The 23,482-nt window shown below is 41.9% G+C and carries 16 protein-coding genes; 10 read left to right on the top strand and 6 right to left on the bottom strand.

Annotated features, from left to right (window positions below; genetic code table 11):
- The first annotated feature begins 338 nt into the window (after nt 1-338).
- The 7 genes from CRG89_RS08330 (at nt 339) to CRG89_RS08300 (ending at nt 15,900) form a co-directional block, all read left to right on the top strand.
- Nucleotides 339-4,073: a hypothetical protein gene (locus CRG89_RS08330; RefSeq protein WP_103287786.1), complete on the top strand. Its 3,735-nt coding sequence runs from the start codon at nt 339-341 to the stop codon at nt 4,071-4,073.
- 68 nt (nt 4,074-4,141) lie between these two features.
- Nucleotides 4,142-5,143: a hypothetical protein gene (locus CRG89_RS08325; RefSeq protein ID WP_103287785.1), complete on the top strand. Its 1,002-nt coding sequence runs from the start codon at nt 4,142-4,144 to the stop codon at nt 5,141-5,143.
- A 141-nt stretch (nt 5,144-5,284) separates the two neighbouring features.
- Nucleotides 5,285-10,756 carry a S8 family serine peptidase gene (locus CRG89_RS08320; RefSeq protein WP_103287784.1) on the top strand — a complete coding sequence of 1,824 codons (5,472 nt, stop codon included), beginning with the start codon at nt 5,285-5,287 and terminating at the stop codon, nt 10,754-10,756.
- A 145-nt stretch (nt 10,757-10,901) separates the two neighbouring features.
- Nucleotides 10,902-11,522 (top strand): QcrA and Rieske domain-containing protein, encoded by a 621-nt coding sequence (locus CRG89_RS08315; RefSeq protein ID WP_103287783.1) that lies wholly within the window; start codon nt 10,902-10,904, stop codon nt 11,520-11,522.
- Complete coding sequence (locus CRG89_RS08310; protein WP_103287782.1) at nt 11,519-13,141, top strand: cytochrome b; 1,623 nt, start codon at nt 11,519-11,521, stop codon at nt 13,139-13,141. Before CRG89_RS08315 ends, CRG89_RS08310 begins: the two co-directional genes overlap by 4 nt.
- Before the next feature lie 118 nt (nt 13,142-13,259).
- A complete protein-coding gene (locus tag CRG89_RS08305; RefSeq protein WP_197706655.1) occupies nt 13,260-14,405 on the top strand; it encodes an RNA-guided endonuclease InsQ/TnpB family protein in 1,146 nt (381 codons plus the stop codon).
- A 184-nt stretch (nt 14,406-14,589) separates the two neighbouring features.
- Nucleotides 14,590-15,900: a hypothetical protein gene (locus CRG89_RS08300; protein WP_103287780.1), complete on the top strand. Its 1,311-nt coding sequence runs from the start codon at nt 14,590-14,592 to the stop codon at nt 15,898-15,900.
- A gap of 33 nt (nt 15,901-15,933) precedes the next feature.
- Here the strand turns inward: CRG89_RS08300 and CRG89_RS08295 are convergent, their stop codons facing one another.
- Nucleotides 15,934-16,173, bottom strand: a complete 240-nt coding sequence (locus CRG89_RS08295; RefSeq protein WP_103287779.1) for an Lrp/AsnC ligand binding domain-containing protein — start codon at nt 16,171-16,173, stop codon at nt 15,934-15,936.
- A 92-nt stretch (nt 16,174-16,265) separates the two neighbouring features.
- Between CRG89_RS08295 and CRG89_RS08290 the strand changes: the two genes are divergently transcribed.
- On the top strand, nt 16,266-16,763 hold the full coding sequence (locus tag CRG89_RS08290) for a cupredoxin domain-containing protein (protein ID WP_103287778.1): 498 nt from the start codon (nt 16,266-16,268) through the stop codon (nt 16,761-16,763).
- Between the two features lie 33 nt (nt 16,764-16,796).
- On the opposite strand, the gene CRG89_RS08285 is transcribed toward CRG89_RS08290, so the two are convergent.
- The 3 genes from CRG89_RS08285 to CRG89_RS08890 all read right to left on the bottom strand — a co-directional run bounded on the left by CRG89_RS08285 (nt 16,797) and on the right by CRG89_RS08890 (nt 20,190).
- Nucleotides 16,797-18,245: a TldD/PmbA family protein gene (locus CRG89_RS08285; RefSeq protein ID WP_103287777.1), complete on the bottom strand. Its 1,449-nt coding sequence runs from the start codon at nt 18,243-18,245 to the stop codon at nt 16,797-16,799.
- Nucleotides 18,242-19,702 carry a TldD/PmbA family protein gene (locus CRG89_RS08280; RefSeq protein WP_197706656.1) on the bottom strand — a complete coding sequence of 487 codons (1,461 nt, stop codon included), beginning with the start codon at nt 19,700-19,702 and terminating at the stop codon, nt 18,242-18,244. Before CRG89_RS08280 ends, CRG89_RS08285 begins: the two co-directional genes overlap by 4 nt.
- A gap of 266 nt (nt 19,703-19,968) precedes the next feature.
- Entirely contained in the window at nt 19,969-20,190 is a 222-nt protein-coding gene (locus tag CRG89_RS08890; protein ID WP_148695100.1) for a hypothetical protein, read from the bottom strand.
- Between the two features lie 459 nt (nt 20,191-20,649).
- Here CRG89_RS08890 and CRG89_RS08270 point away from each other — a divergent pair, with 459 nt between their 5' ends.
- Nucleotides 20,650-21,237, top strand: coding sequence for a YqaA family protein (locus CRG89_RS08270; protein ID WP_148695101.1), 588 nt, complete (start codon nt 20,650-20,652; stop codon nt 21,235-21,237).
- Nucleotides 21,238-21,363: 126 nt separating this feature from the next.
- Here CRG89_RS08270 and CRG89_RS08265 read toward each other — a convergent pair whose 3' ends face one another.
- Nucleotides 21,364-21,741, bottom strand: a complete 378-nt coding sequence (locus tag CRG89_RS08265) for a hypothetical protein (RefSeq protein WP_158648797.1) — start codon at nt 21,739-21,741, stop codon at nt 21,364-21,366.
- A 117-nt stretch (nt 21,742-21,858) separates the two neighbouring features.
- Here CRG89_RS08265 and CRG89_RS08260 point away from each other — a divergent pair, with 117 nt between their 5' ends.
- A complete protein-coding gene (locus tag CRG89_RS08260) occupies nt 21,859-22,101 on the top strand; it encodes an Lrp/AsnC family transcriptional regulator (RefSeq protein WP_103287773.1) in 243 nt (80 codons plus the stop codon).
- Between the two features lie 272 nt (nt 22,102-22,373).
- Here CRG89_RS08260 and CRG89_RS08255 read toward each other — a convergent pair whose 3' ends face one another.
- Nucleotides 22,374-23,426, bottom strand: a complete 1,053-nt coding sequence (locus tag CRG89_RS08255; RefSeq protein WP_103287772.1) for an alcohol dehydrogenase — start codon at nt 23,424-23,426, stop codon at nt 22,374-22,376.
- Nucleotides 23,427-23,482: the final 56 nt, after the last annotated feature.

The raw sequence follows: 23,482 nt of genomic DNA, 5'->3' as shown, positions 1-23,482 counted from the left end.
TAATAAAGGTAATGAGCAGTTAGGCTTTGATTATAGCCATGAGTATATTCTCTACAGCATTATGCTGAGGTTAGTTAACATCAAAGGTTATTCTATTGCTCTTCTAGATATTATATTGTATGTTGGGTATGCTTGCTATCTATTATCGTTGCTATTATTGGTGTAGGCTCTATAGAGAGTAGTTTATGTTATCATGTTTAATGCATGGTTATTATTTAATGTTGGAGGTTTGGTTTGCTCTAACGTAATGTATTGTAATGTAATGGGTTTGCTATACTGCCTTTACCTTAACTTTCCACCTATTATATGAACAATTTGTTCATAAACCTTATATACTAATGTTAGATAGAGGGGTTAGAGCTGGTATGAGCGATGCAAGTAATGTAAGTAAGAGGATGTTAAGTATTGGGCTTGCAGCGATAATGGTGTTGAGCAGTATAGTTGTTGTTCTTCCTGTTCAGGCACAACAGCAGCAAGTAACCATAAGGACAAGTGCAGATGATCATGGTAATAGATTCTTTGGACCAGCATGGGTAGAGGTTGTTATAGATTCAGCACAGCATAGAAATGATAGTGGTACAGGAACATTACAGGTTAATATAACAGCTTTTGGTGTATCACAAACCTTCCCTATAACAGAGACGAGTAATACAAGTGGATTATTCGTGATATACCTAAAAGTTGATAGTGATAGAACTAATGTTGATGAGCCAGCAACACCAGCTAATCCATTCTCTAATACAAATACTAGAATACTAATTGGTAATGGCAATCCTCATGCGAACTATAACAACCCCGCTACATTAGATGTTACTCCTCAAAACATAGTTAATGGAGGTTCTATAACCATAAGTGTTACTGGCGCTCCAACAAAGACCTTGACATATGGTGACACTGATGCTGCAGTTCAATTGGACAGAACGCCAGCAGAATATGGTCCAGGTTCAGATCTTCTGTTAAGAATTATTGATCAGGATGCAAATCTAGATCCTACAGCAAGTGAGTTTATACAAGTAACTGATGCAAGTGTTATAATGAGTGGGGGCGACGCACCTGCGGTTGGTCAGCAGTTAAGACTAAGAGAAACAGGTCCTAATACAGCTACCTTTGAGGTAGATCAGATAAACAATGCAGCAGCAGTACTTACTGTTGGAACTCTCCCTGCAGGAGTGACCAGTACAAGCAGAGCAATAACTGTGAATGATTTTGATTTATATAGTAGAGCTAACAACACAGCTCCAAATGCGCCTTCAAACCAAGCCAGTCCAACAGGTTCAAGATCAGTATCATATACAGTAAAAGTAACTAGAGGTGAAATACAGCCATTCCCAACACTTTCATATGCTAGCGAACTACCAGTTAGAGTTATAGACCTAGATCAGAACACCTCGTCAAGATCACAACAAACTATTTCCAATGCGTTAATAATAGACGGAAATAACTTTAATCTGAGGGAAGAAAGTCTTAACAGCAGTACATTCGTGCCTGCATACTCTAATAATGTAATAAGACTAACATTCAAAGAGAATACTGATCCAGCAAGAGGCATACTTGAGGTTACACCTGGCAATGATATAACGGTACAGTACGATGATCCACAGGAAGGTACAGTAACATCTGAACGCACATTCAGACTAACTAATACACCACCAACACTCACAGTTGATAAGAGTACAGTAGCAAGAAGCGCAATTCTAACACTAACACTAGATGATCCAGATTTGAATGATGATGCAACTATAAGAGAATCTTATACTATAACTTTCCTTGCTGCACAGGATACAGACTTTAAGGAGTTTAATATATCTGGTAATCCTGTGTTTGCATTAAGGATTAGAATAAACGGTCAGACTGATGCTGCTGGTGCAAGTAACTTCTCAGTAACATTCACTGAAGAGAACGAGAATTCAAGTAAGTTCATAGCAACTGTTGATCTTCAGCAGTTTGCAACCGCAAGAGAATTAAACCTTACAGATGGTGATAGCATAGACTTCACAATACAAGACAGGCTTGATCAGACTCTTTCTGTTAGGCCAGAAGCAAGTGCAACAGTAACAATTGGTCTGCCAAGACCAATATTGACTGTAGATAGAACAACGGTTGGTGTACCACGTAACAGTGTTGCAGATGATGGTATAAATATAGCAGATGGTAGTAGTGGTGGTACTACTAATAATATATCTAATCTTGGCAACGCAATCCTCTATATAAGGATAGAAGATAGTGCATTAAATGAGGATCCGAGAAGTCAAGAGACATTGGTACCACAAATCACAGTAAGTGCTGGAACTCAGAATAATCCTGATAATGTAATTGATAGTAGTGATAATGCTGATATGGGTAGATTAAAACTGACCTTCACAAAGTCTGATAATAGTGATCTAGATAATACTCAAATACGCGTTTCTACAGCAATCAGGGAGACTGGTGTAGATACTGGAATCTTTGAGGGTATAATAGAAGTGATGTTTAATCCAGGTGATACGCCAGCAAACTGGATAGGCTCTAGGGTAAAGATCGAATACGCTGGTCCTGATGGGACTTTTGGTACTCGTGATGATGCAGATGCTGTTAGTGTAACGTTTACAGCAAGGAATGCTATACTCCAGACAGATTCAACAATAATTGCCAATGGGCAGAGTGTAACTATCACAGTTATCGATGATGATGCTAATAGAGACTCAGATGCAGTAGAACAGGTAGTAGTTGGGCTTAGATGGGTAAATGAGAACGGTACTACCGTTGATGCACCATTCACACTCGACGAAACAGGTAAGAACACAGGAGTATTCAGTAAGAAGCTTGATGTAGGTAAGACAGTAACAGGTGGGCAGACTGTGAGGGTAAAGGCAGATACTGACTTTAGGATACGCTACTACGATCTAACACCTAATTTGCCAGGGGCTAACAATTGGCCAGCAGCAAGCAGTAGCCAGACTCAGTTTGAACTTACATTCAGAACAACTGCAATAACTGGTTCACTTGTACTTGATCCAGCAGAGAAGGTAGGTCCTGCAAGTAGGGTGAAGGTAACCATACTAGATAGTGATATGAATACTAATCCAGCACAGACTCAGTCTATACAGGGCAGAGTAACAGTTTCATCTGATAGAGGTGCTGCAAGTAGAGCTACCCTTACGGTGAATGAAACAGGTCCAGATACAGGTATCTTCGAAGGTAAGATTAAACTTAATCCAGATAGGGTTGCTGATGCATCTGGTGATAATACCAGTGAGGTTACAATTAACGTACTTCCTGGTGATGTCTTGGCTGTAAGATATGAGGATGAGAGTGGAGCTGATGGTAGAAGAACATTCATAACAAAGACCTTACAAGTTACAAGTTGGGACCCAGAGATCAAGTTTGATAAGGATGCATATAAGCCAGGTGATAGCATAAGAGTAACCATAATTGATCCAGACGCCAACAGAGATCCAGATGGTAATGACATACTAACTATAAAGGCAATTTCTACTACAGATCCTGTGGGACTAACCAATGTACAGGCTATAGAAACAGAGAGGAGCAGTGGTATCTTCCAAGCAACGATACCCACATCTACAGGTGTTGCAACTGGTGCACTGATGGTTAGAGAAGGTGATGAAGTAACAATAGAGGTTAGAGATGACTTCCCATCAGACTTCAGACAGAGGTTTGATGCATTTGGTACACTCGATGCAGCAGCAAGGAGGTTCCAGGCTACAGTACCCATTGGTGTAATACTTGCTCCAACTGAGCGCTTTGCTGTACAGCAGCCTAGAACAGTTGATCAGGCAGGGAACCCAACAACCCCATCAGTCAATGTACTTGTGAGCATTGCAACACAGATAAAGAACAACACCAATAAGGCAATGGACTATGTCTACATAGTGCAGGTCAAGGATGCAAATGGCATAGTTGTTAGCATATCAACAGTATCATCAACGCTAGATGGTGGGAAAACAGCAAATGTATCAGCATCCTGGTTGCCAACTGCACCAGGGACATACACTATAGAGACATTTGTATGGTCTGAACTAGGTAAGCCATCACCACTCTCACCACTGCAGAAGATAACAGTAACTGTAACATAAGGGATAGAGATGCAAGCCCAATACAAACTTCCCTTCCTTTCTTTTGTTAGTTGTTTTTTATAGTCTCAATGCTCATCATAATAATAGTAACAAATAGCATAGTTTATGCTCAAGAATCCTCACTGTTAATACTTAACCTGAACAAGTCAATCTTTCTTCCAGGGGATATGCTCCTAGTATATGGTAAGGGGATACCCCAAGACTCCCTTATCGTTGAGATAATAAACCCTGCTGGAAGGTTGGTGCATAGAGCACAGGTTGATGTTGATGTTGATGGTACATACAGCAGGATAATCCTTACATTCCCAAAGCCTGATGATGTTAACTTTATGCAGGGAACATACACTATAGCAGCAAGGTCTGCAGTAAGGCAGGATGTTGTGCAGAGCAGGTTATTTGTATTCCAAGCACAGGTGCAGGAGCAGCAACCAATAACGCAGCAGCCTGTGCAGGATGGTCTTGGCACTAGTGCTGGCATAAGCACAGCTCCTAGTGGGGCAGTAAGCGGTAGCAGTATAAGGAGGTTAGAACTTGGGTTATCTGCACCAACAACTGTTGGCATCAATGAGCATGCTAGGGTATTGGCAAAGGTAACCCTTGATGGTATACTCCTCAAGGGTGAGCAGTCTATGCTTCAAGCAAGGCTTATAATGCCAGATGGGAAGGTTAGGGAACTTCAGTTCAGTGCTGTTGATGATGGTATATTCACTGCTGAATTTACTAGCAATATTCCTGGGGAGCATGTTATAGTTGCAAGGTTTGCATACAATGAACTTTTAGCCTATGATGCTTTAAGCATAGTTGTGCAGGAGAGCCCAGTATTAACGCTCAGCAATGAACTCTCCAGGCTAAGTTCAGGTATAGAGAACCTGAATGCAAGGCTTGACTCCTTCATCAAGGATGATGCAAGCAAGGATGAGAGGCTTGAGGATTCTATAGCAAGGCTTAGGGATGCTAATGGGCAGATGCTTGCTCTCCTGCTCCCTATAGTTGGTATGATAGCAATAGTCGTTGCACTTCAAGCAACTATACTTGCAAGAAAGGATAAACAGTATTTGAGTACTGCATAGGATTGCTTGGGTATCATTATCATCACCTACAATTATAAATTTATAGGCTGATTCCCGCATCTCTATCTTAATTGCATCCTTCTTATCCACATTGCATATACATTTATAGGCTTCTTACCCTTATCTAAGATTAGGAGTATAATGTTGGGTAAGAAGAGGCTACTTGTAGCATCATCCTTATCCTTACTGCTCATCATCTCCATGATCCCTAGGGATTCATATGCATATCAGCATCAGTCTCAGCAGTACCTTGATCTACCAATGCTCATGGATGCAGAGAGGAGCATATACAGCAGGTATCCTGATCTTTATCCTTACTCTAGCATTCAACCTATGCTATCAGGTTTAAGGAACCAATCCATGCTCATATCTCTAGATGGGCTAAGGTTTGAGCCAGCAGGTGTATCAAGGGTTATAATCATGGGCAAGGGAGATCTCGACCCATCCATTGCAGGTAGGGTATTCAACTACATAAAGGTGGAAGATGGCTCTTACATTGCATCTGCAACGATAAGCGATGATGCAATACCATTCCTTCAGGCTAAGGGGTTGAGGGTTATGAAGGACTTCATGGTAACACTTGATGGTGCACCATATGCATACACATCATCGCTAACAGAAGTAGGGCAACTAGAGCAACAGCAAGTTGATGTTGCTGCTGGTGTTTATAATGATAAGGGTAAGAAGGATGGTGGTGATGGTGGTAATGATGTAGATGCTTCAAGATTCTCCATCATCTATGGTTTAGATGAGATACATGCCAAAGGTGTATCTGGCAAGGGTGTTAGGGTAGCGATAGTTGATTCTGGTGTAGACTTTAGCAGCAAGGATATGAGCGATGCACTAGCAAGGGATGAACATAACATGCCTATCATGCTTGATGCAGATGCACAAGGCATAGTGCTAACAAGTGCAAGGTTCATAGCAAAGATTGTTGATGGGATGATAGTAAATGCACCATTGCCAGATGAGTTCAAGGATGATCAGTCTGTATCCAACGTTTACGTTGATGATACAGGGGTATATCTTAACATAAAGAACAGGGAGAAGGGGATGAAGTTCGAGATCTATAACACGATATATCCTTACATCTCCCCCCTCAAGTTCACAGCAACATCAAGCATGGACTGGAAGATAGGCAAGAATGCTACAGACTTCATCCAGTCCAAGAGCGGGGTGTACAGGATGGGCTTCTTCCTTCAATTGAACTTCCATCTAGGAAGAGCATCCCTCATAATAGTGCCCATACTCCTTGTAGATAGCAAGGAGGCAGGTGTATACGATACTGTATATGCTGATATGTCAACTGCTTGGGCTGACTTTGCCCTATTTGAGTTGAGGAAGAAGCCTGAGGAGGTAAAGTTTGACTTTGACTTTACAGATGAGAGAGCTATAAGGATAGGGGAAGGGAATGAGATGCTTATTTACGATGCTGATAATGATGGTAGTGCAGATCTATCAGCAGGGATGCTTGGTGCATATGTTCTTGATGTATGGGGTGTGATTAGGGATGATGAGAAGAGCAAAAGTAAGGATGGTAGTGGTGGGGATGGGGAAGAGAGCAAGGATGTTGGTAGTAGTAATGGTAATGAAGGGAGAAGCAAGGGCTCATACATAGATGATTACCTTGGTGCAGTTAATGGTAGGCTATTGGAGCCTATAGATAAGGATGGGAGATATATTACTGTCATGTTCGATTTCTTTGGGCATGGTACACAATCAGCAGGTACTATAGTAGCAAAGGGCATGGTAGATTATCCTGTGTATGAGTCGCAGCAGAAGAGGATCAAGGGTATTGCACCAGATGCAAAGATAGTACCAGTGAAGGCACTATGGTTTGGGGATATAGCATATGCATGGCTCTGGGCATCTGGCTTTGACCAGGTTAGGGAAGAGGTGAAGAGAGAGGCTAGTGGTAGTGCTGATGATGTAGATAATGCTACTACCCCTACCAATAATAATACAGGCTACAGTAGTACTGATTCTAGCAGTTCTAGCAAGGATAATGCTAGCAGTATTGTAAATTGGAGATGGATATACACTGGTAAGCATAGGGCAGATGTGATAAACAACAGTTGGGGCATACCATCGATGCCTATTCTAGATCATGGTGCTGGTTATGATACGATAAGCATGCTTGCTACAGTGCTCAGCATCCCTGGCTCCCTAGACCCTGAGTACCCTGGTGTGCTTATGGTCAACAGTGCTGGTAACTCTGGCCATGCATATGGTACAGTATCAGCTCCAGCAACATCACCTCTAGCACTTGCAGTTGGTGCAACTACAAACAACGTCATAGTTGGGTTAGAGTTCACAAAGAAACAGCCAAGGTTTGGGAACAGTATAGAGTACTATGATGATATGGCAGACTTTTCAAGCAAGGGACCAAGCATAATTGGTGATGTGAAGCCAGAGTTGGTTGCTACAGGGGCGTATGGGTTCACACCGTTACCTGTAAACTCAAAGCATGCAATGGCAAATAATAACAACAACTCAGCAGATGCATTTGGTGTCTTTGGAGGAACAAGCATGGCAGCACCAATAGTATCTGGCTCTGCAGCACTGCTCATACAAGTGCTCAAGGAGAAGGGTATAGGGTACGATCCATCATTGGTCAAGGCCATACTAATCTCTACTGCTACTGACCTAAAGCATGATCCATTCACCCAAGGCTCAGGAAGGGTTGATCCCCTGAAGGCTATAGAGTATGTTGAAGGAAAGCAAGGTTCGTTCATAGCATATACAGATGATACTTACAGGAACTACCTTGATGTATTGAGCAATGCAATTAAGAGGCAGAACCTAATGCTTGAAGAGAGGAGCAAGGATAAAGGTGATGATGGTGGGGAGAAGTACGGTTTCAGATTAACCATGCCTGATGGTGTTGATATTGTAGCAGGCAAGTGGTATGCAGGTTATGTTGCAAAGGGCAGCAGCAAGCATGCAGAGTTCACCATAGTTAACAATAGTGAGGAGAGGTTGAAGGTAACTATAGAGCCAACTATGCTTAGGCTCATATCCATAAGTAGTATGGATGGAAGAACCTCTCCAAGGGAGAAGGACCCATCATTCAACAGCGAGGATTATGGCTATATACCAAACTACATCAGGGTTGGTAAGAATGGAAGTATTGCTATAGTTGGAGGGAGCAATGGCTCCAGCAGTTATAGTAATAGCAGTAATGGTGAAGGTAGTAGTAATAGTGGTGATGGGGCTAAGAGTGATGCTGATAAAATAAAGATAGGCTCATTAGATATTGATTTAGAGAAGGTTAAGGATGCAGATCTCATGATAGCAAAGATCTACTACCCATTCAATAGGTTCATGAATCTTGATGATCCCCTTTATGCAAACGAACTAAGGATAGCATCGCTCTATGCATATGATTGGAGGGATGAGGATAACAACTCAAGCTTAACATACAAAGAGACAGTCATGATCAACAGGGCTGGGGCATGGGGCACTACACAGCATCTAGTTGTTAGGGAGCCATTCAAGCGTATAAATGGCAACCTCTTGCTTGGTGTGTATCCAGTTCCAAACACAATCTCTTACTGGTTTGGTAACACACAGAAGGATGCTGAGCCATTAGATTACAAGTTGATCATAGCATTCTACAAGAAGGATGCATGGAATATGGTTGATATAGATGGGGGTATAGTGATGAAGGATGATAAGGATGGTAGGGATAAGAACGTTCTATTAATTGGACCAAAGAGCAAGGCAACGTTCCAGGCATCGATAAATGTGCCAGAGGATGCAAGGGAAGGAGTGTATCAAGGCTTCATAACAGTAAGCAGCAATATGCAGATTACAAACATACCAGTATCATTTGTAGTTCCAATTGAGATAGGTAGCAAGGATAAGGATATCCCAGTTGTTATGGGGAGTAGGGTAGATGGAGAGATGGAGGGGGTTGGTAGAGATGGAGGAGGTAGCAATGATGGTATTAGCAGTAGTGATAGTAATGGTAATGGTTATGCTAGTAGTAGTGATGGTAGTAGTAATAATAACTACAGTATTAGCATGAATACCAGTGAGCAAGGTGCCAATACCATACTTGATGTGACAGAGAGGTATAGAAGCAAGGGTATAACACTGCTCTATGATAACTCTGTTATTGCAGGGGCATTTGATATGCTTGGTAGGTACAACTCTGGTGAGTGGAAGTACTACCATCTCAACATAACAGATCCAAGCATAAATGTATTGAGTATGAACCTTACATGGAAGAGCAAGTGGAGTAGTGTGGATGTGTTTGTTGTTGATCCAGAGGGTAGGATAATAGCAACTAATGTGCCTGGAGGTGTATTCAAGACATTCATAAACTGGCCAAGCAATGATTGGCTTGGGAGGACAAGGGCAAGTGATGGAGGGGGCTTCTACCCATCACAGAATAATGGTGAGAACTCAACAGTCCTCTACATACCTATAAACTCAACTGGCATATATTCAATAATACTACATACAACATTATTCTCTGCTGAGCATGATGTTTATGAGCCATTGCAGATAGAGATAAAACCAGCAGCACTAATGCCAGATACAGAGCCACCAAGGGTTAAGGTTGATCTACCAGAGTATGCTAGAGGTATAATAGATGTAAGGATAGAGGTTGTAGATGATAACATAGAGGAAGTAGTATACAGAATAGATGATTTGCCCCCATTACCATTGGTGAGTAATAAGGTTAGTACAGGAGATGGAGGAATGGTGGTAGATGGTGGAAGAAGAAGTGATGCTCATAACTATTATGGGATACTAAATAATGTTGATAGCAAAGCAGAGGAGAAGATGGGATCAAGCACAATAAGCATAGATACAAGTAGGCTTGCCGATGGACCGCATACCATAACCATAGCGGTAAGGGATAAGGTAGGGCATAGGTCGCTCACCAATGTTAAGTTCATGGTGGATAATACTCCTCCAACTATACTCATAGATGGTCTTGGAAGTAGCAGTGATAGAGATGGTACAGCAGTTAAACCAGTTAAAGGTACACTTGCCTTCAGTGTAGATGCTAGAGATGCTAACCTAAAGTCATTAAGCATAATCCTCCCAGATGGAAGAATAGTTGATGAGCATGAGATAAGCATAGATACTACACTGCTAAGCGATGGTATGCATGAGGTTAGTATAGTTGCAGAGGATATGAGTGGTAACATATCTGAAGAGGTAAGGAGGTTCATGGTGGATAACACACCTCCATTAATATCCATACTAGAGGAGGATGGAAGGACTGTATCAGGTATATTTGAGTTAAGGTACTCTGTTGTAGAGGATAACCTAAAGCAACTACTCATTGCTATAGATGGTAATGCAAGGCAGGTTGAGAATACAGGTTCATTCACAATCAACACCATGGACCTAATAGATGGTAAGCATAGGGTAGAGGTTATTGCAGAGGACCATGCAGGGCATAAGAGTAGTGCAGGTATTGAGTTTATAGCAGTCAACTATGAACCAATTATAAAGGCTAGGGTAGAGGATGCTAGAATAACTGCACAGAATACAGGATTAGCAATAGGACTTGCTATAGGAGCAGGGGTAGCAGCAGTAGCATCTATAGCAGTTATGAGGCATAGAGTAGCAAGCCAGGCTAGACAAGAATAGTAGTAGTAAATAGTATCAAGCATGTATGTATGTATGGTATATTAATGGATTGATTGATGAATGAATTAATCTGCACATCTAGTGATTAGCCATTAGCCTCTCAGCATCAATAAATTTAAAATAAGGCGAATTGAAATATCCAGTGATGGGAGAGAGGGAGGCTCAAGGGGAGGAGAGGATATCCCGTAGAGAGTTCCTTAAGTTGATGGCTGCTGCTGGTACAGTACTATCATTCACACCATTCATAGATTGGGGTAAGTTTATGCCCCGTGCTGCATCTGGTAGGATAGAGAAGGTTGCTGTTGAACTACCAGATGGTACACAGGCTAATGTTAAGACATTTCCTACAAATCATGCTGAGACTGTAATATACCCGAAGACTGGTGATAGAGTGCTAGATCAAGAGCCATTCAGGGTATGGAAGATTGTAAGGCTTCCTGAGGAGATGGGAGGGGCAAGTAATGATGCATCTGCATTCAGATGCTATAGTGATGTATGCCTCCATCTATGGTGTCTCTGGAACTACTTCCCAGATGAGAAGAAGAAGAGGGGAGAGTGTCCATGTCATGGTAGCATATATGATATGCGCACTGGCAAGGCTATAGCAGGACCAGCATTCTTCCAGTCTCCTCCAGCAAACCTTCTACCTAGATTGGATCTTGAGGTTGACTCTCAAGGTTACCTATGGATACTTCCTCCAACATTCTCTCTGGAGAAGAATGGTATAATAGGCTTTGGTAGGTTCGAGAAGGGGGTGAATGCATGATGAGCATACAGAAGGGGGAGAATGGGCTTGTAAGGTTCTTCAAATGGCTCTGGCAAGGGCTTGAGCGTACAATCTTTGTTGGTATAAAGTTCACCTATCCATCAAGGTTTGTGAGCCCGTTGGGCTTCCTAGGCATGTTAACATTCATAGTATTCATCATACTAGGCATAACTGGAGCACTTCTCATGTTCTACTATGAGCCTATACTTGATAGGGCATGGGATAGTGTAAAGACAATAAACAACACAATCCCCTATGGTTTCCATATAAGGAATATACACTACCATGCATCAAATGCTATGGTATTCCTTGCTTTAGCACATATGTACTACCAGTACTTCTCTGGAAGGTACAAGATAAGGAATGAGGTGTTATGGGTTACAGGTGTGATACTTGGTACTGTAACAATCCTTGAGGCGTTCACTGGCTACGATATAATATACAATGAGAGGGCAGAACTAGCAATAAGCATAGCCTCTTCTCTAACCAACTCCATACCAGTTATAGGACCAGAGTTGAGGGAGATTGTATTTGGTGCTGGCTTTGCTGATTTTGTGCTCAGGTTCTATGCCCTTCATGTCTTCATCCTCCCAATAGTTATGCTAGGACTCATGGCTGTTCACTTCCCTCGCTTCCTTGTATTCGATGTGCCAATGGTCATGGCTGTAGCAGGGATGATATTCATAGTTGCAGGTGTATTCCCTGTAGAGTTAGGTAATAAGTTCGATCCTACAGTACCTCCAGATATAACAGTTCCAGAATGGTATCTGACAGGAATATACGCATTCCTTAGGACACAGTATGATAAGTTCGTTACTGGTGTGCTCTGGCCAGGACTATTCATAGCAGCATTAGCGATGATACCATTCATAGATAGGTACAAGAAGCTCTCATGGAAGGATAGACCATTGATAACTGCAATAGGTATAACGAGTCTAGCACAGATAATAGTTACTACATACTGGGGCTTCTACATCGATCCTGATTTCAACAAACCATTGCTGGATAGGATAGTGATAGACCCTATACTCTTCTATACTGTGATGCTACTGTTAGTACCCTTGTCATTTGGCTTTACCTACATGATGATCAAGTTAGCAAAGCACTTTGAGGAGTTGAACAAGAAAGAGGCAGCAGCAAGGAAGGCTAAAGGTGGTGCTGGTCTTAATATATCGATAAAGTGGGGTTGGTGGCTCCTTGTAGTGCTCCTAGCATTCCAAGTGTATCTGAATATAGCAGCATACTACGCTGGTATAAATGGTTTCAAGAACGTTCAGTTGTTCATAATCGGGTTGGTGCTTGTAACATTCGCTGGGGTATTCCACCTCTACAGATACCTTAATGAGCAGGCGAAGAAGGCTAAGCCAATAGCAAAGCCTACTCCAAAGGAGCCTACGCCAAGGCCAGTTATAGAGCATAAGGAAGAGAAGAAGGAGGTAAAGCCTGTAGTAGAGGCAAGAGTACAGGCTAGTACAGTAAATACCATGAGTAAGCCTACAAGTATAGCCTCCTCTCTCCCTTCATCTACACAACCATCCACCTCTGGCATGGCTTCTAATCCCAATCCTAGTCTTGGTTCTAATGTAAAGGCTAGTGGGGATGGAAGTGATATAATATAGGGTCTTGTAACAGTTCCTAACTATGTAGACCTTCATAGATGTTTATTGATCTTAATATAACGAGCATAAAGCATACTCTATCATTAACCTTTTTATAGTATCTGTGTATACTCTATTTGTGGAAGTAGTCTTAAGTGTCCCATTCAGCTATAACATAAGTGATGAAGTTAGGAGACTTCTAGAGGACTTTAGAGACATGGTCAACTTCTGCATAGATTATGCTTTCAAGAACCAGATAACATCCTATGCTAAGCTTAGGAAGGATATCTATGGAAAGTGGAAGAATAGATGGGATTATTCTACGCACTATTGTCATTCTGCTTGCAAGATAGCATTAGCAATACTCAAAAACTGGAGGAGAAGAATGAAGAAGGGAGGAGTTAGATGCGAGAAGCCAGTTGCTAGAAAGCTCTTCATGCAGCTTGATCCGCAACTCTACAAGTTCTATGGAGATAGGATAAGGATATCAGTTAAGCCTAGGCAATTCCTATTCATAGACTTAAAGTTTGGTGAGTATCAGAGAAGGTTCATAGAGGCTTGGATGAGAGGAGAACTCAAGACTGGAGAGATAACTATCAATGAAAGTAAGATAGTAGTACCATTCAAGAAGTATGTTGATCTATCTAATCCAAGCGATTGGATAGCGATAGATGTAAACGAATCTAACGTTACTGGAGTAAGTACAAATCCTCATCTTCTAAGGATTGATACCAACATGAGGGAGATCAAAAGCGTATACTTTGAGAAGAGGAGAAGGATACAAAGGCTTTCTAAGCATAGACCATTAACTGCAATGAGGTTACTGAAGAAGTATTCTAAACGTGAGAGAAATAGAGTCAAAGATCTATGCCATAAAGTCTCAAAGAGAATAGTTGAGTTTGTAGTAAAGTATAATTTCGGGATAATTATGGAGAACCTGAAAGGTATAAGGAAGAGCATCCACTACAATAGGATACTAAACCGTAGATTACATTCATGGAACTTCAGAATGCTACAATTCTATATAGAATACAAGGCTAAATTTAATGGATTACCAGTAGAGTACGTGAACCCAAAGCATACTTCAAGCCTATGCCCGATATGTGGTGGTAAGTTAGCACCGAATGGACATAGGCTATTACGATGCGATGCATGTGGATACAAAGCTGATAGAGATATAATAGCAGCTGTCAACTTATTAAGAAGAAACCCAAGATGTGGGGAGTCTCCGTTGCCCCCGAAAGCCCTCAATGAGTCTCTAATAGAGGTGAGGGGGAAGGGATGAATATCTATGAGTCCCACAACGGTATAAGAATCATCCAAATCTATAGTTAATAAATCTACCATCACATACTCATAACAACTATTAGTAAGAACTTGTACACTATCAATTACCATATTACGGTATAGAATATATTATATTACCGTTAAAGGAAAGGTTTATATTAGTTTATGCCTACGTAGGAATAATGCAGAAAGTCTCCATAATATGGGTAATAAGTCTACTTTTATTACCTATACTGGTAATAACTGCATATGCATCTACAGAGTTGGATCAACAGCGGGCAGAGGGTAGGCCCATAAAGATAGGTACAGATAAGGAGGTGTACGTATGTGGTAAGGATGAAAAGGTTGTAGTCTTTATATCAGGAGATCCAAACACAACATATACACTAGTTGTAACAAAACCAGATAACACAACACTAACTTACACTGTAGTAACAGATGCATCTGGGAATGCTAGCGTTAGTATACCATTATCAGCATCTGAACCATCTGGTACATGGACTCTAGCACTTTACAATATAAATAAAAGGGTTGTAGCAGAGGGGAAGTTCCTTGTAAAGTGTGATAACAAACCAACACCACCAACAGAGGTACCAATGAATCCATGTCTAACAGTTGTTAGCGATACAACAACGTTTGTAGATAGGGGCAATACAGTCCTGATCAACTTCACATGGCCAGCACCGATAAATGGCAATGATCTAGGTGTTGCAGGAGCAAAGACCATATGGTCTAGCAATGGTATGGATACAAATAACCCATACAAATTCACAAAGCACTTCCTTCTACCTTCAGGTAACATGTACAATGGTATACTAACCATAAATGCGGATGATCAATGGATGGATCTTAAGATAAACGGTAACTTTGTGGCAAGTGAACCAGCACCAGCAGGATGGGGTAACGTGCATACATATGATGTATCAGCATATCTGCAACCAGGGCTTAACACGCTAGAGGTAAGGGCTGTTGATATTGCACAGGTGGTTGCAGCACTTGCATACAAGTTGGATGTAAAGTGCAAACCTATACAGGGATCAACACATTGGGATAAGATAGTATTCACTATAGATGTTAAGCAGGTACAACCTTCCCTAACACAGCCAGGAAATGAGGAACTTGTAAAGAAGTTGAGACCATTGATTGGCAAGACTCTAGACATAAAGGTTAGGGATGAGCCAAGTGAGGTTGTTGCACTAGAGGATACAGTTAAGGAGTTCCTTGCTGCAAAGTATAGCCTTAGCAAGCAAGATCTTGATTACATAATGGTTAAGATAGTTGAGGTTGAGTATGCCATAGACCCCAACGTGCATGGTAAAGGAATACCAATGGATAAGCAAGAGACTGGTATGGGTAAGAAGAGTACAGAAACTACTCCTTCAACACATACTCCAAATAATGAGATATACTATGCAATGCCGTTAATGGGTATAGCAGGGTTAGGAGCATTCCTTGCTATAAGGTATAGAAAAGAGCAGAAGAAGATCAGTTAGTTAGTCTAGTAACCAACCAACCTTTTTATTTCATCATATATCTATGCAGGGGAGTATCCTTGTATCACTAACACCCTTGATTATCTGTATCTTCCTCATAACTATGTTGTAGATACCCTTGAAGTCCCTAGCCTCTATTATTGCTAGGATATCGCAATGCTCAGATACAGCATGTGCCTCTTTAACACCATCTATCTGCCTTATTATACTTGCAGAGGCTATAACATCCCTCCCAGGCTCAAGATCTATCTCTATGTACGCACGCATCCCCATTCAGTTATCATCTCTATGCTAGTGATAAAAGCAGTTAGGTCTACTAACCTTTATAAGTATGGTAAAGGAGAGTAAACGATGCATGATGTAGTATGGCCATAGCAAGGGAGCAGAGTCCATTCGTTATAGGGGCAATAGCATTCGTGCTGATGATTGGTGTAGCAATATCCTACTATCTCTTCTCCTACCTGCCAGAGATAAACAGGAAGCCTACATTCCCTGCAGAGTGGACGAACCCTCCAAAGATAACAGAGATAAAGATAGTAAAAGGAGCATTCGATCCAAATCAGGTAGATAACTTCGTACCCAAGAGGATTACTATAAACATAGGCATAGATAACAAGGTTGTATGGGTAAATGAGGATATAACTGCACATACTGTAACATCAGATACAAACTACCATGACCATTACAGTGGGCCATTCGACTCTACAGCAGAGGAGCACTGGGATGAGTTGCCACCAAACGGTTACCTAATGCCTGGTAACAAGTGGGAGTTTGTATTCGTTGAGCCAGGAGAGTATCCTTATCACTGCATCCCCCATCCATGGATGCAAGGTACCATAGTTGTGAAGAAGCCTACCGCATAGCCCAACTGTGTAATAATTCATCGCTATTTATCATCAGCCAGTAGTGAATGATACATTATCTACCGCTATGTAGGGTAGCAAGGAGTCTAGAACCAACTTCCTCTCTTTAGATACCATGGATATATCCTTCAAGGCAGCATATATGTTGCCAGCAACCATCATCTCCCTAACAGGGTATGCTATCTCTCCACCCTTTATCATATGACCCCCCTTCACTACGCCAGAGAAGTTCCCATCAACACTACTAACATTGCCAGAGAACCTATTCACTATTATCCCATCCTTAACCTCTCTTACCATCTCATCATAACCAATACCTCCTGCCTCTACTATCAGGTTTGTAGTATCTATAGATGGAGGGGATGCTATACCCCCAGATGCATTACCAGTACTCTCTATACCAGCCTTGGTTGCTGTATAGGTGTTATGTATGAACCCCTTCAGTATCCCATGCTCTACTATTACATTCCTTCTATGTACAACACCCTCCCTATCGAAACTGCTTGCACCTATACCCTCTATATATGTCCCATCATCTATAATTGTTATATCTGCTGCAACCCTCTTGCCTAGCATCCTAGCAAACCTACTTACCCTTCTCTGAACGTTGAATGCATTTATAGCAAATACTAGAGGATCCCTCATAAGTTCAAGGAATGCGTTAGGTGTTACTATCATCGTACCTTTGAAACTCTCAACCTTCCTACTGTTAAGAGATCTAACAACATTGCTAGCAAACTCTCTAGCAGTAGATACAACATCTACACCCCTTATACCATGGCTAGAGCCCATCTGTACATCAAAGTTTGATACATTGCCACTCCCATCCCTAGCCATGCCCATTATGCTCCATGTAATGATACTTATCCTCTCACAAGCCTCTATCCCATTTGAGTTTGATACTGCATGCTCTAAGGATGAAGACTCGAATAGCCCACTATCTACTGTAACCCTTGCATCATAACCTTTAGCAGTGTTAAGCATCTCATGGGCATATGAAGCAACATCATCTACGCCTAGCCCCTCGATACTGCTATCATATATGCCGTTGAGCTTTGGTATGCTACCCTTGCTAGGAAGGGGAAGCCTCTGATACCTATCTCTTGGGCATGCCCTTGCCATACTTATTGCAGTACTAATAGCATCCCTAACCTTATCAGGGTTGAACGTGTTGACTGAGGCAAAGCCTTGTGCCTTGTTCAGTATAACCCTTATCCCTATACCTAAAGGTTCATCTATCTTTACATGCTTTAGATCATTGCTCTCTATGTATGCTGTAATATGCCTACTCCTACTAGCATAAGCCTCTGCCTCACTTGCTCCTAGCCTTAATGCCTCACTAACTGCTAATGAGCATAAATCTAGAAGGTCTGCACCTTTAGCGTAAGCATCATTATTGTTGCTCCCTCTATCATTGCCAGTAAGACCTCTCCTTATACTCCTATTCCTCTTACCCTTACCATGATCCTTGCCCTTGCTCACTGCACACCACCTACTATTGCATTACACCTTACATATGAGCCTCCTCCATCAACCTTCATTGGTTGATACTTACCACAGTACCCAGTGCCTATATCATACTTGAAGTCCTTGCTGCTGCTTATGGCATCAATGCTCTTTAGCACATCTATAGTTATGCCAGATATGCTTACCCCTCTGAAGAGTTCTTTAACCTCCCCATGCTCTATAAGATATGCCTCCTCTGCCCCAAACATGAACTCACCATTTGCATCTGCTTGCCCATTCCTTGCACCCTTGAGCATGTAACCATGCTTAACCTCTTTGATCATCTCATCCAGCATATAATCCCCAGGCTCTATGTACGTATTCCTCATCCTTATCAATGGCTCATCGTTGTACTCAAAGGCTCTAGCATTTCCAGTTGGCTCAACACCAAATATGTAAGCACTCTCTCTATTGTGAAGGTATGAACTCATAATACCCTTATCTATTATCCTCACACTCCTTGTCATGACACCTTCATCATCAACAAACACTGTACCAGCAGCATTTGGTACTATGTTAGATGCACCACTATCAACCAAGGTTACAAGCTCACTTGCTACCTTCTTGCCTAGTAGATCCCTTGCTATAGAGCCTGAGAGTACAAAGTCAGCCTCAACAACATGCCCAATAGCCTCATGCGCCAATAGCCCAACCATTGCAGGATCAAGGATGATCGTTGTACGCTCTCCCCTAGGTTGTTTAGCATTAAGAAGCCTTGTAGCCTTCTCTGCTGCCTCCCTTGCTATTGCAAGGTGATCCTTATCCTTGAAGAGATCATTCCAGCCACCTGTAACACATACACCCTCACTTGCACTTACCTTTATGCTTCCCTTACCTGCTATAGCAGTAACAACAAACTCTGGCTTTGAGTCATATAGTTCTACACTTGCACCATCACTACTTACTATAACCTTTGCATCTATCATCTCCTTGTATGTGCATGATGCAGATCTTACATCCTTGCTCTTACTGCCCTTCCTTGCTTCTCTCTCTGCCTCCCTTGCTATCCTAACCTTCTCCTCTATGCTATGATCCTCCAACTTACCGTTTATCTCTGGCATGAATAGTCCCCTAGCAAGCCTTGCCTCTGCTAAGCCTTTTACAGTATTGGTATCACTACCATAACTCTTTGCACTTGCAGACCTGATTGCCTGCTCAAGTGCTCTGATCAGTTCATCCCTTGTAATTATGCTTGTGCTGCTGAAGCCCCATCTACCATACTTGAGTACCCTTATACCTACACCAGACTTGATTACGGATCTTGCCCTCTCAACTCTACCATCAACTATCCTAATCTCATTGAGTGTTCTAGCATGATATCTAACCTCTGTATACTGCGCAGTAGATGTGTTGAGTACAAGGTTAAGTATATCTGGATCAGCAAGGTGCACGTATACTGCTAGAACTATGCTCCTTATTAATAGTATACTCAATCATGTAATACTATTATATATGACGCATGATAGTATTATGCATGATAGTATTGAACCTCATAAATGATTTATAATTATTAAAATGAGATGGTATGAGAGTGAAAGAGGGGCTATGGCTGCTTATAGCTTTGCTCTTAATAGGCGTAGTTGATGTATATGCTTTTGGTGATGGTCCAGCAGAAGAGATAACACCTAGTAGATCCACCTGAAGAACCAACACCTCCTTCACCACCACCAGAAGATGAGCCACCAAGAGATGAGATATGCTAGAGAAGACCACCACATAATCCAATAATATACGATGGTGATATTCCAATACCGTTAGAGAATAATGCTGTTGTTAAGGCATACCATACAAGTGGCATCTTGGTAACCAATTCAGATCCTTTGATGCTCAACGAGGATGTTGATTGTGTTGCAGGGATAGACTGGCTGCTGTACCCCTTCCATACAATGAGGTTAAGATGGTCTGCTACATACTCCCTCAAGGCTCGGATCCAACACAGTATGAGTCATGTATTAGCAAAGCTCTCATCATCAACACCTATACCATATCCTCCAGAGCTCTCAGGGATGGATCAGTGCTTCTCTATGCGTTGCGATGGCAGATATAAATCAGGTTGGCTAGTGGTACTTTGTAGCAGTCTTCTTGAACGATTATCCAGTTGCATTAGCAGGTGATGACTTTATCCATTGATGGTGGTACTAGAGTTCATGATAGGAGATATAGCATCTAAGCAAGCATGTTTGCTGTGTTAGCATATAAGAGGTATAGGCAAGCAGGCAGGTTAGTAGTAGTAGCAAGTGGCTATAAGTAAGGACTATAGGTAAGCAAGAGCAGGAATACAAACAAGAAGAATAAGAAGAGGAGTAACATGAATATTGGATATACACCCCTCATCTTTTTATAATACATCTGGATAGGCGTACTGATAAGGTTGGGTATAGTGGATGAGTTGCTGAGATGGACTAGGGAGGTGTTCATGCCTATAGGTGATGTTGGGCTCTTCATACTTGCATTCCTTGAATCATCAGTATTCCCTGTGCCTCCAGATGTACTGCTTATAGCGTTGGCATTAGCAAACCCTGCTCTAGCATTATACTATGCTACCATAGCAACCATAGGCTCTGTGCTTGGAGGTGTAGCAGGTTACTACATAGGCTTGAAGGGAGGGAGGAGGGTAGCAAAGCGGATATTCTCTGAGCGTATGATCGAGAGGGCAGATAACTACTTCAAGGAGTATGGTGTATGGGCTGTGCTAATAGCAGCATTCTCCCCCATACCATACAAGGTATTCACAATAGCATCAGGCATATTCAGGTTAAGTCTAAAGGGGTTCATAATAGCATCTATAATAGGAAGAGGGGCAAGGTTCTATGCTGAAGGTCTGCTTATAATGCTATGGGGGGAGCAGATACTGGCATTCGTTGATGAGAACCTTGAGTTGATATCTCTAGCAATTGCAGGAGCAATAATATCATACCTTGTGCTACGCAAGAGACTTGCAAGGGAGAAGAAGAGGAGGGTTGGTTAATTTATACATAAGAAGAAAAAGCAAAGAAGCAATAAACAAGCAAACAACAACATCGCTAGCCAGTTAACCAACCAGCCAGCATATACAGCATCAGATCATTATCATTAATTCATTAATTAATATCCTTTAATCACTTGCAAGTAGCATATTAGCCTCCTTAACTATCCTCCCTACATCATCGTATGCCAAACCCTTGTCTACGCTTATGTATACTATGTATTTATCGTGCAGGAAGGAGATAAGATCAACCTTCTCATGTACTGTAAGTGTGAATGAGCACTTGCCTAGAGAGTTGTAGAACCTCTCCCGCATAGACTCCTTTACTGCAGTAAGGAAGAACTCATCCCTTGCCTCTTCAGGCTTGAATAATGGTCTAACATCACTCCTCATACTCCCTGCTATGGTCTTGCCAAACCTGTTTATTATACCAGCATACCTTATCTTGGGGCTAAGCATGAGTATCTTATTGCATATCTCCTTGTAGTTGCTATTGTTAGCCATCATACTGGATATATATATGCAAGGTTGATAAACTTATTGTATGATGGTATGCTAACAAACAGATACCATCTCATAGTATATAGGTAAACCACTAAATATAGCAGGGGTTGAATAGGATTTATGCCATCAGCATACGTGCTAATAAACTGCGATCTAGGCTCAGAGGAGGAGATAATAAGGGAGATAAGGGCAATAAGAGGAGTTAAAGAGGTAAAGGGCACCTATGGTGTATATGATATAGTTGTGAAGGTTGATGGGAACAGCATGGAAGAGCTTAAGGATACAATAACATGGAAGATAAGGAGGCTACCAAAGGTGCGCTCAACAGTAACGCTGATAGTAATAGAGGGTCAGGGAGAGTAGTTAATAGTAGGATAGATAAGCAACGGATGACTAGAAGTAGTTGCTGAACGAAGGTATAGTAGCAATAGTAGCAAAGAAAGTACATCAATGTTAGAGAAGATCATCGCTAATGCTATAACCTGATGGAGAGAATATAGAACCAACTAATCGAAACCAACCAAACAGATCAGTAGGCAAGTAGGCAAGGCTAGAAGAGAGGAAGATGGTGCTAGTGCAATACAATACAATATAATATAAAAATTAAATACATACTGTTTATTTACTTACTTTTGCTAAGGGTTAAGCACAGCCCTACCCATTATCTTACCCTCTTTGAGTTGGGTTAGAGCATCATTTACCTCCTCAAGCCTAAACCTCTTGCCTATAACGCTCCTTATCATACCCCTTCTTGCTAATGCTACCAACTCAACTAGATCAGCATACTTGCCAGTGTATGAGCCTATTATCCTGTATGCCCTAAGGGGCATGAGTGCAAGGTTGAGTTCTGTAGAGCCACCAAATAACCCTACCAGCACTAACCTACCCCTCTTCCTTAGCATATCAAGATCCTTTGCTACAGTCTTTGATGAGTTCACAAAGTCTATAACTGCATCTGCACCAAGCCCATTGGTTAGATCCTTAACCTCCTTTACAGGATCGCTCCTGCTTGAGTTTATGATATGATCAGCACCAAGCCTCCTTGCCTCCTCAAGCCTCTTATCATCAAGGTCTATAACTGCTATGGTTGAACCTGCTATTGCTCTTGCTATCTGCACCCCTATTAGCCCAAGCCCTCCAGCACCAACTATAACAAGGAACTCCTGAGCCCTTATGGATGAGTTCTTGAGCGCTGTGTATGCTGTAAGGCCAGAGCATGCAAGAGAGGCAACCTGCTCAGGCTCCTGCCCATCTATCTTGATAAGATACCTCTCACTTGGCACTAGAATGTACTCAGCATACCCTCCATCTTGGAATATGCCTAGAGACCTTGGTCTATCGCACAAGTTCTCCTCACCAACTGTACATGCTGGACATGCACCATCCCCTATCCATGGATACACCAATACCTTCTCTCCCTTGCCTGTATTAACAACCTCATCCCCAACCTCCTCCACAATACCTGCTACCTCATGCCCAGGGGTTAGAGGGAACCTAACACCTCTATCCTCAACCCTCATGAACATGTCCCTAGGTCCAGCATATCCCCCTTCCCAGAGGTGAAGATCGCTATGGCATACCCCGCTTGCAAGTACCCTTACAAGCACCTGCTTACCCCTTGGCCTTGGTACTGGAAGATCCTCTATCTGCAATGGCTCCTTTGGCTTAACTATTCGTGCAGCCTTCATGTCAATTGTATGGATAGGCAAGTTATTATACTTTGGGACATCTAATTTAGTTAGTG

Origin of the sequence: Candidatus Nitrosocaldus islandicus (genome assembly GCF_002906215.1) — an archaeon.
Taxonomy (GTDB): domain Archaea; phylum Thermoproteota; class Nitrososphaeria; order Nitrososphaerales; family Nitrosocaldaceae; genus Nitrosocaldus; species Nitrosocaldus cavascurensis.
The sequence above is the reverse complement of the archived record's forward strand: the minus strand, read 5'-3'. Positions and strand labels throughout refer to the sequence as shown.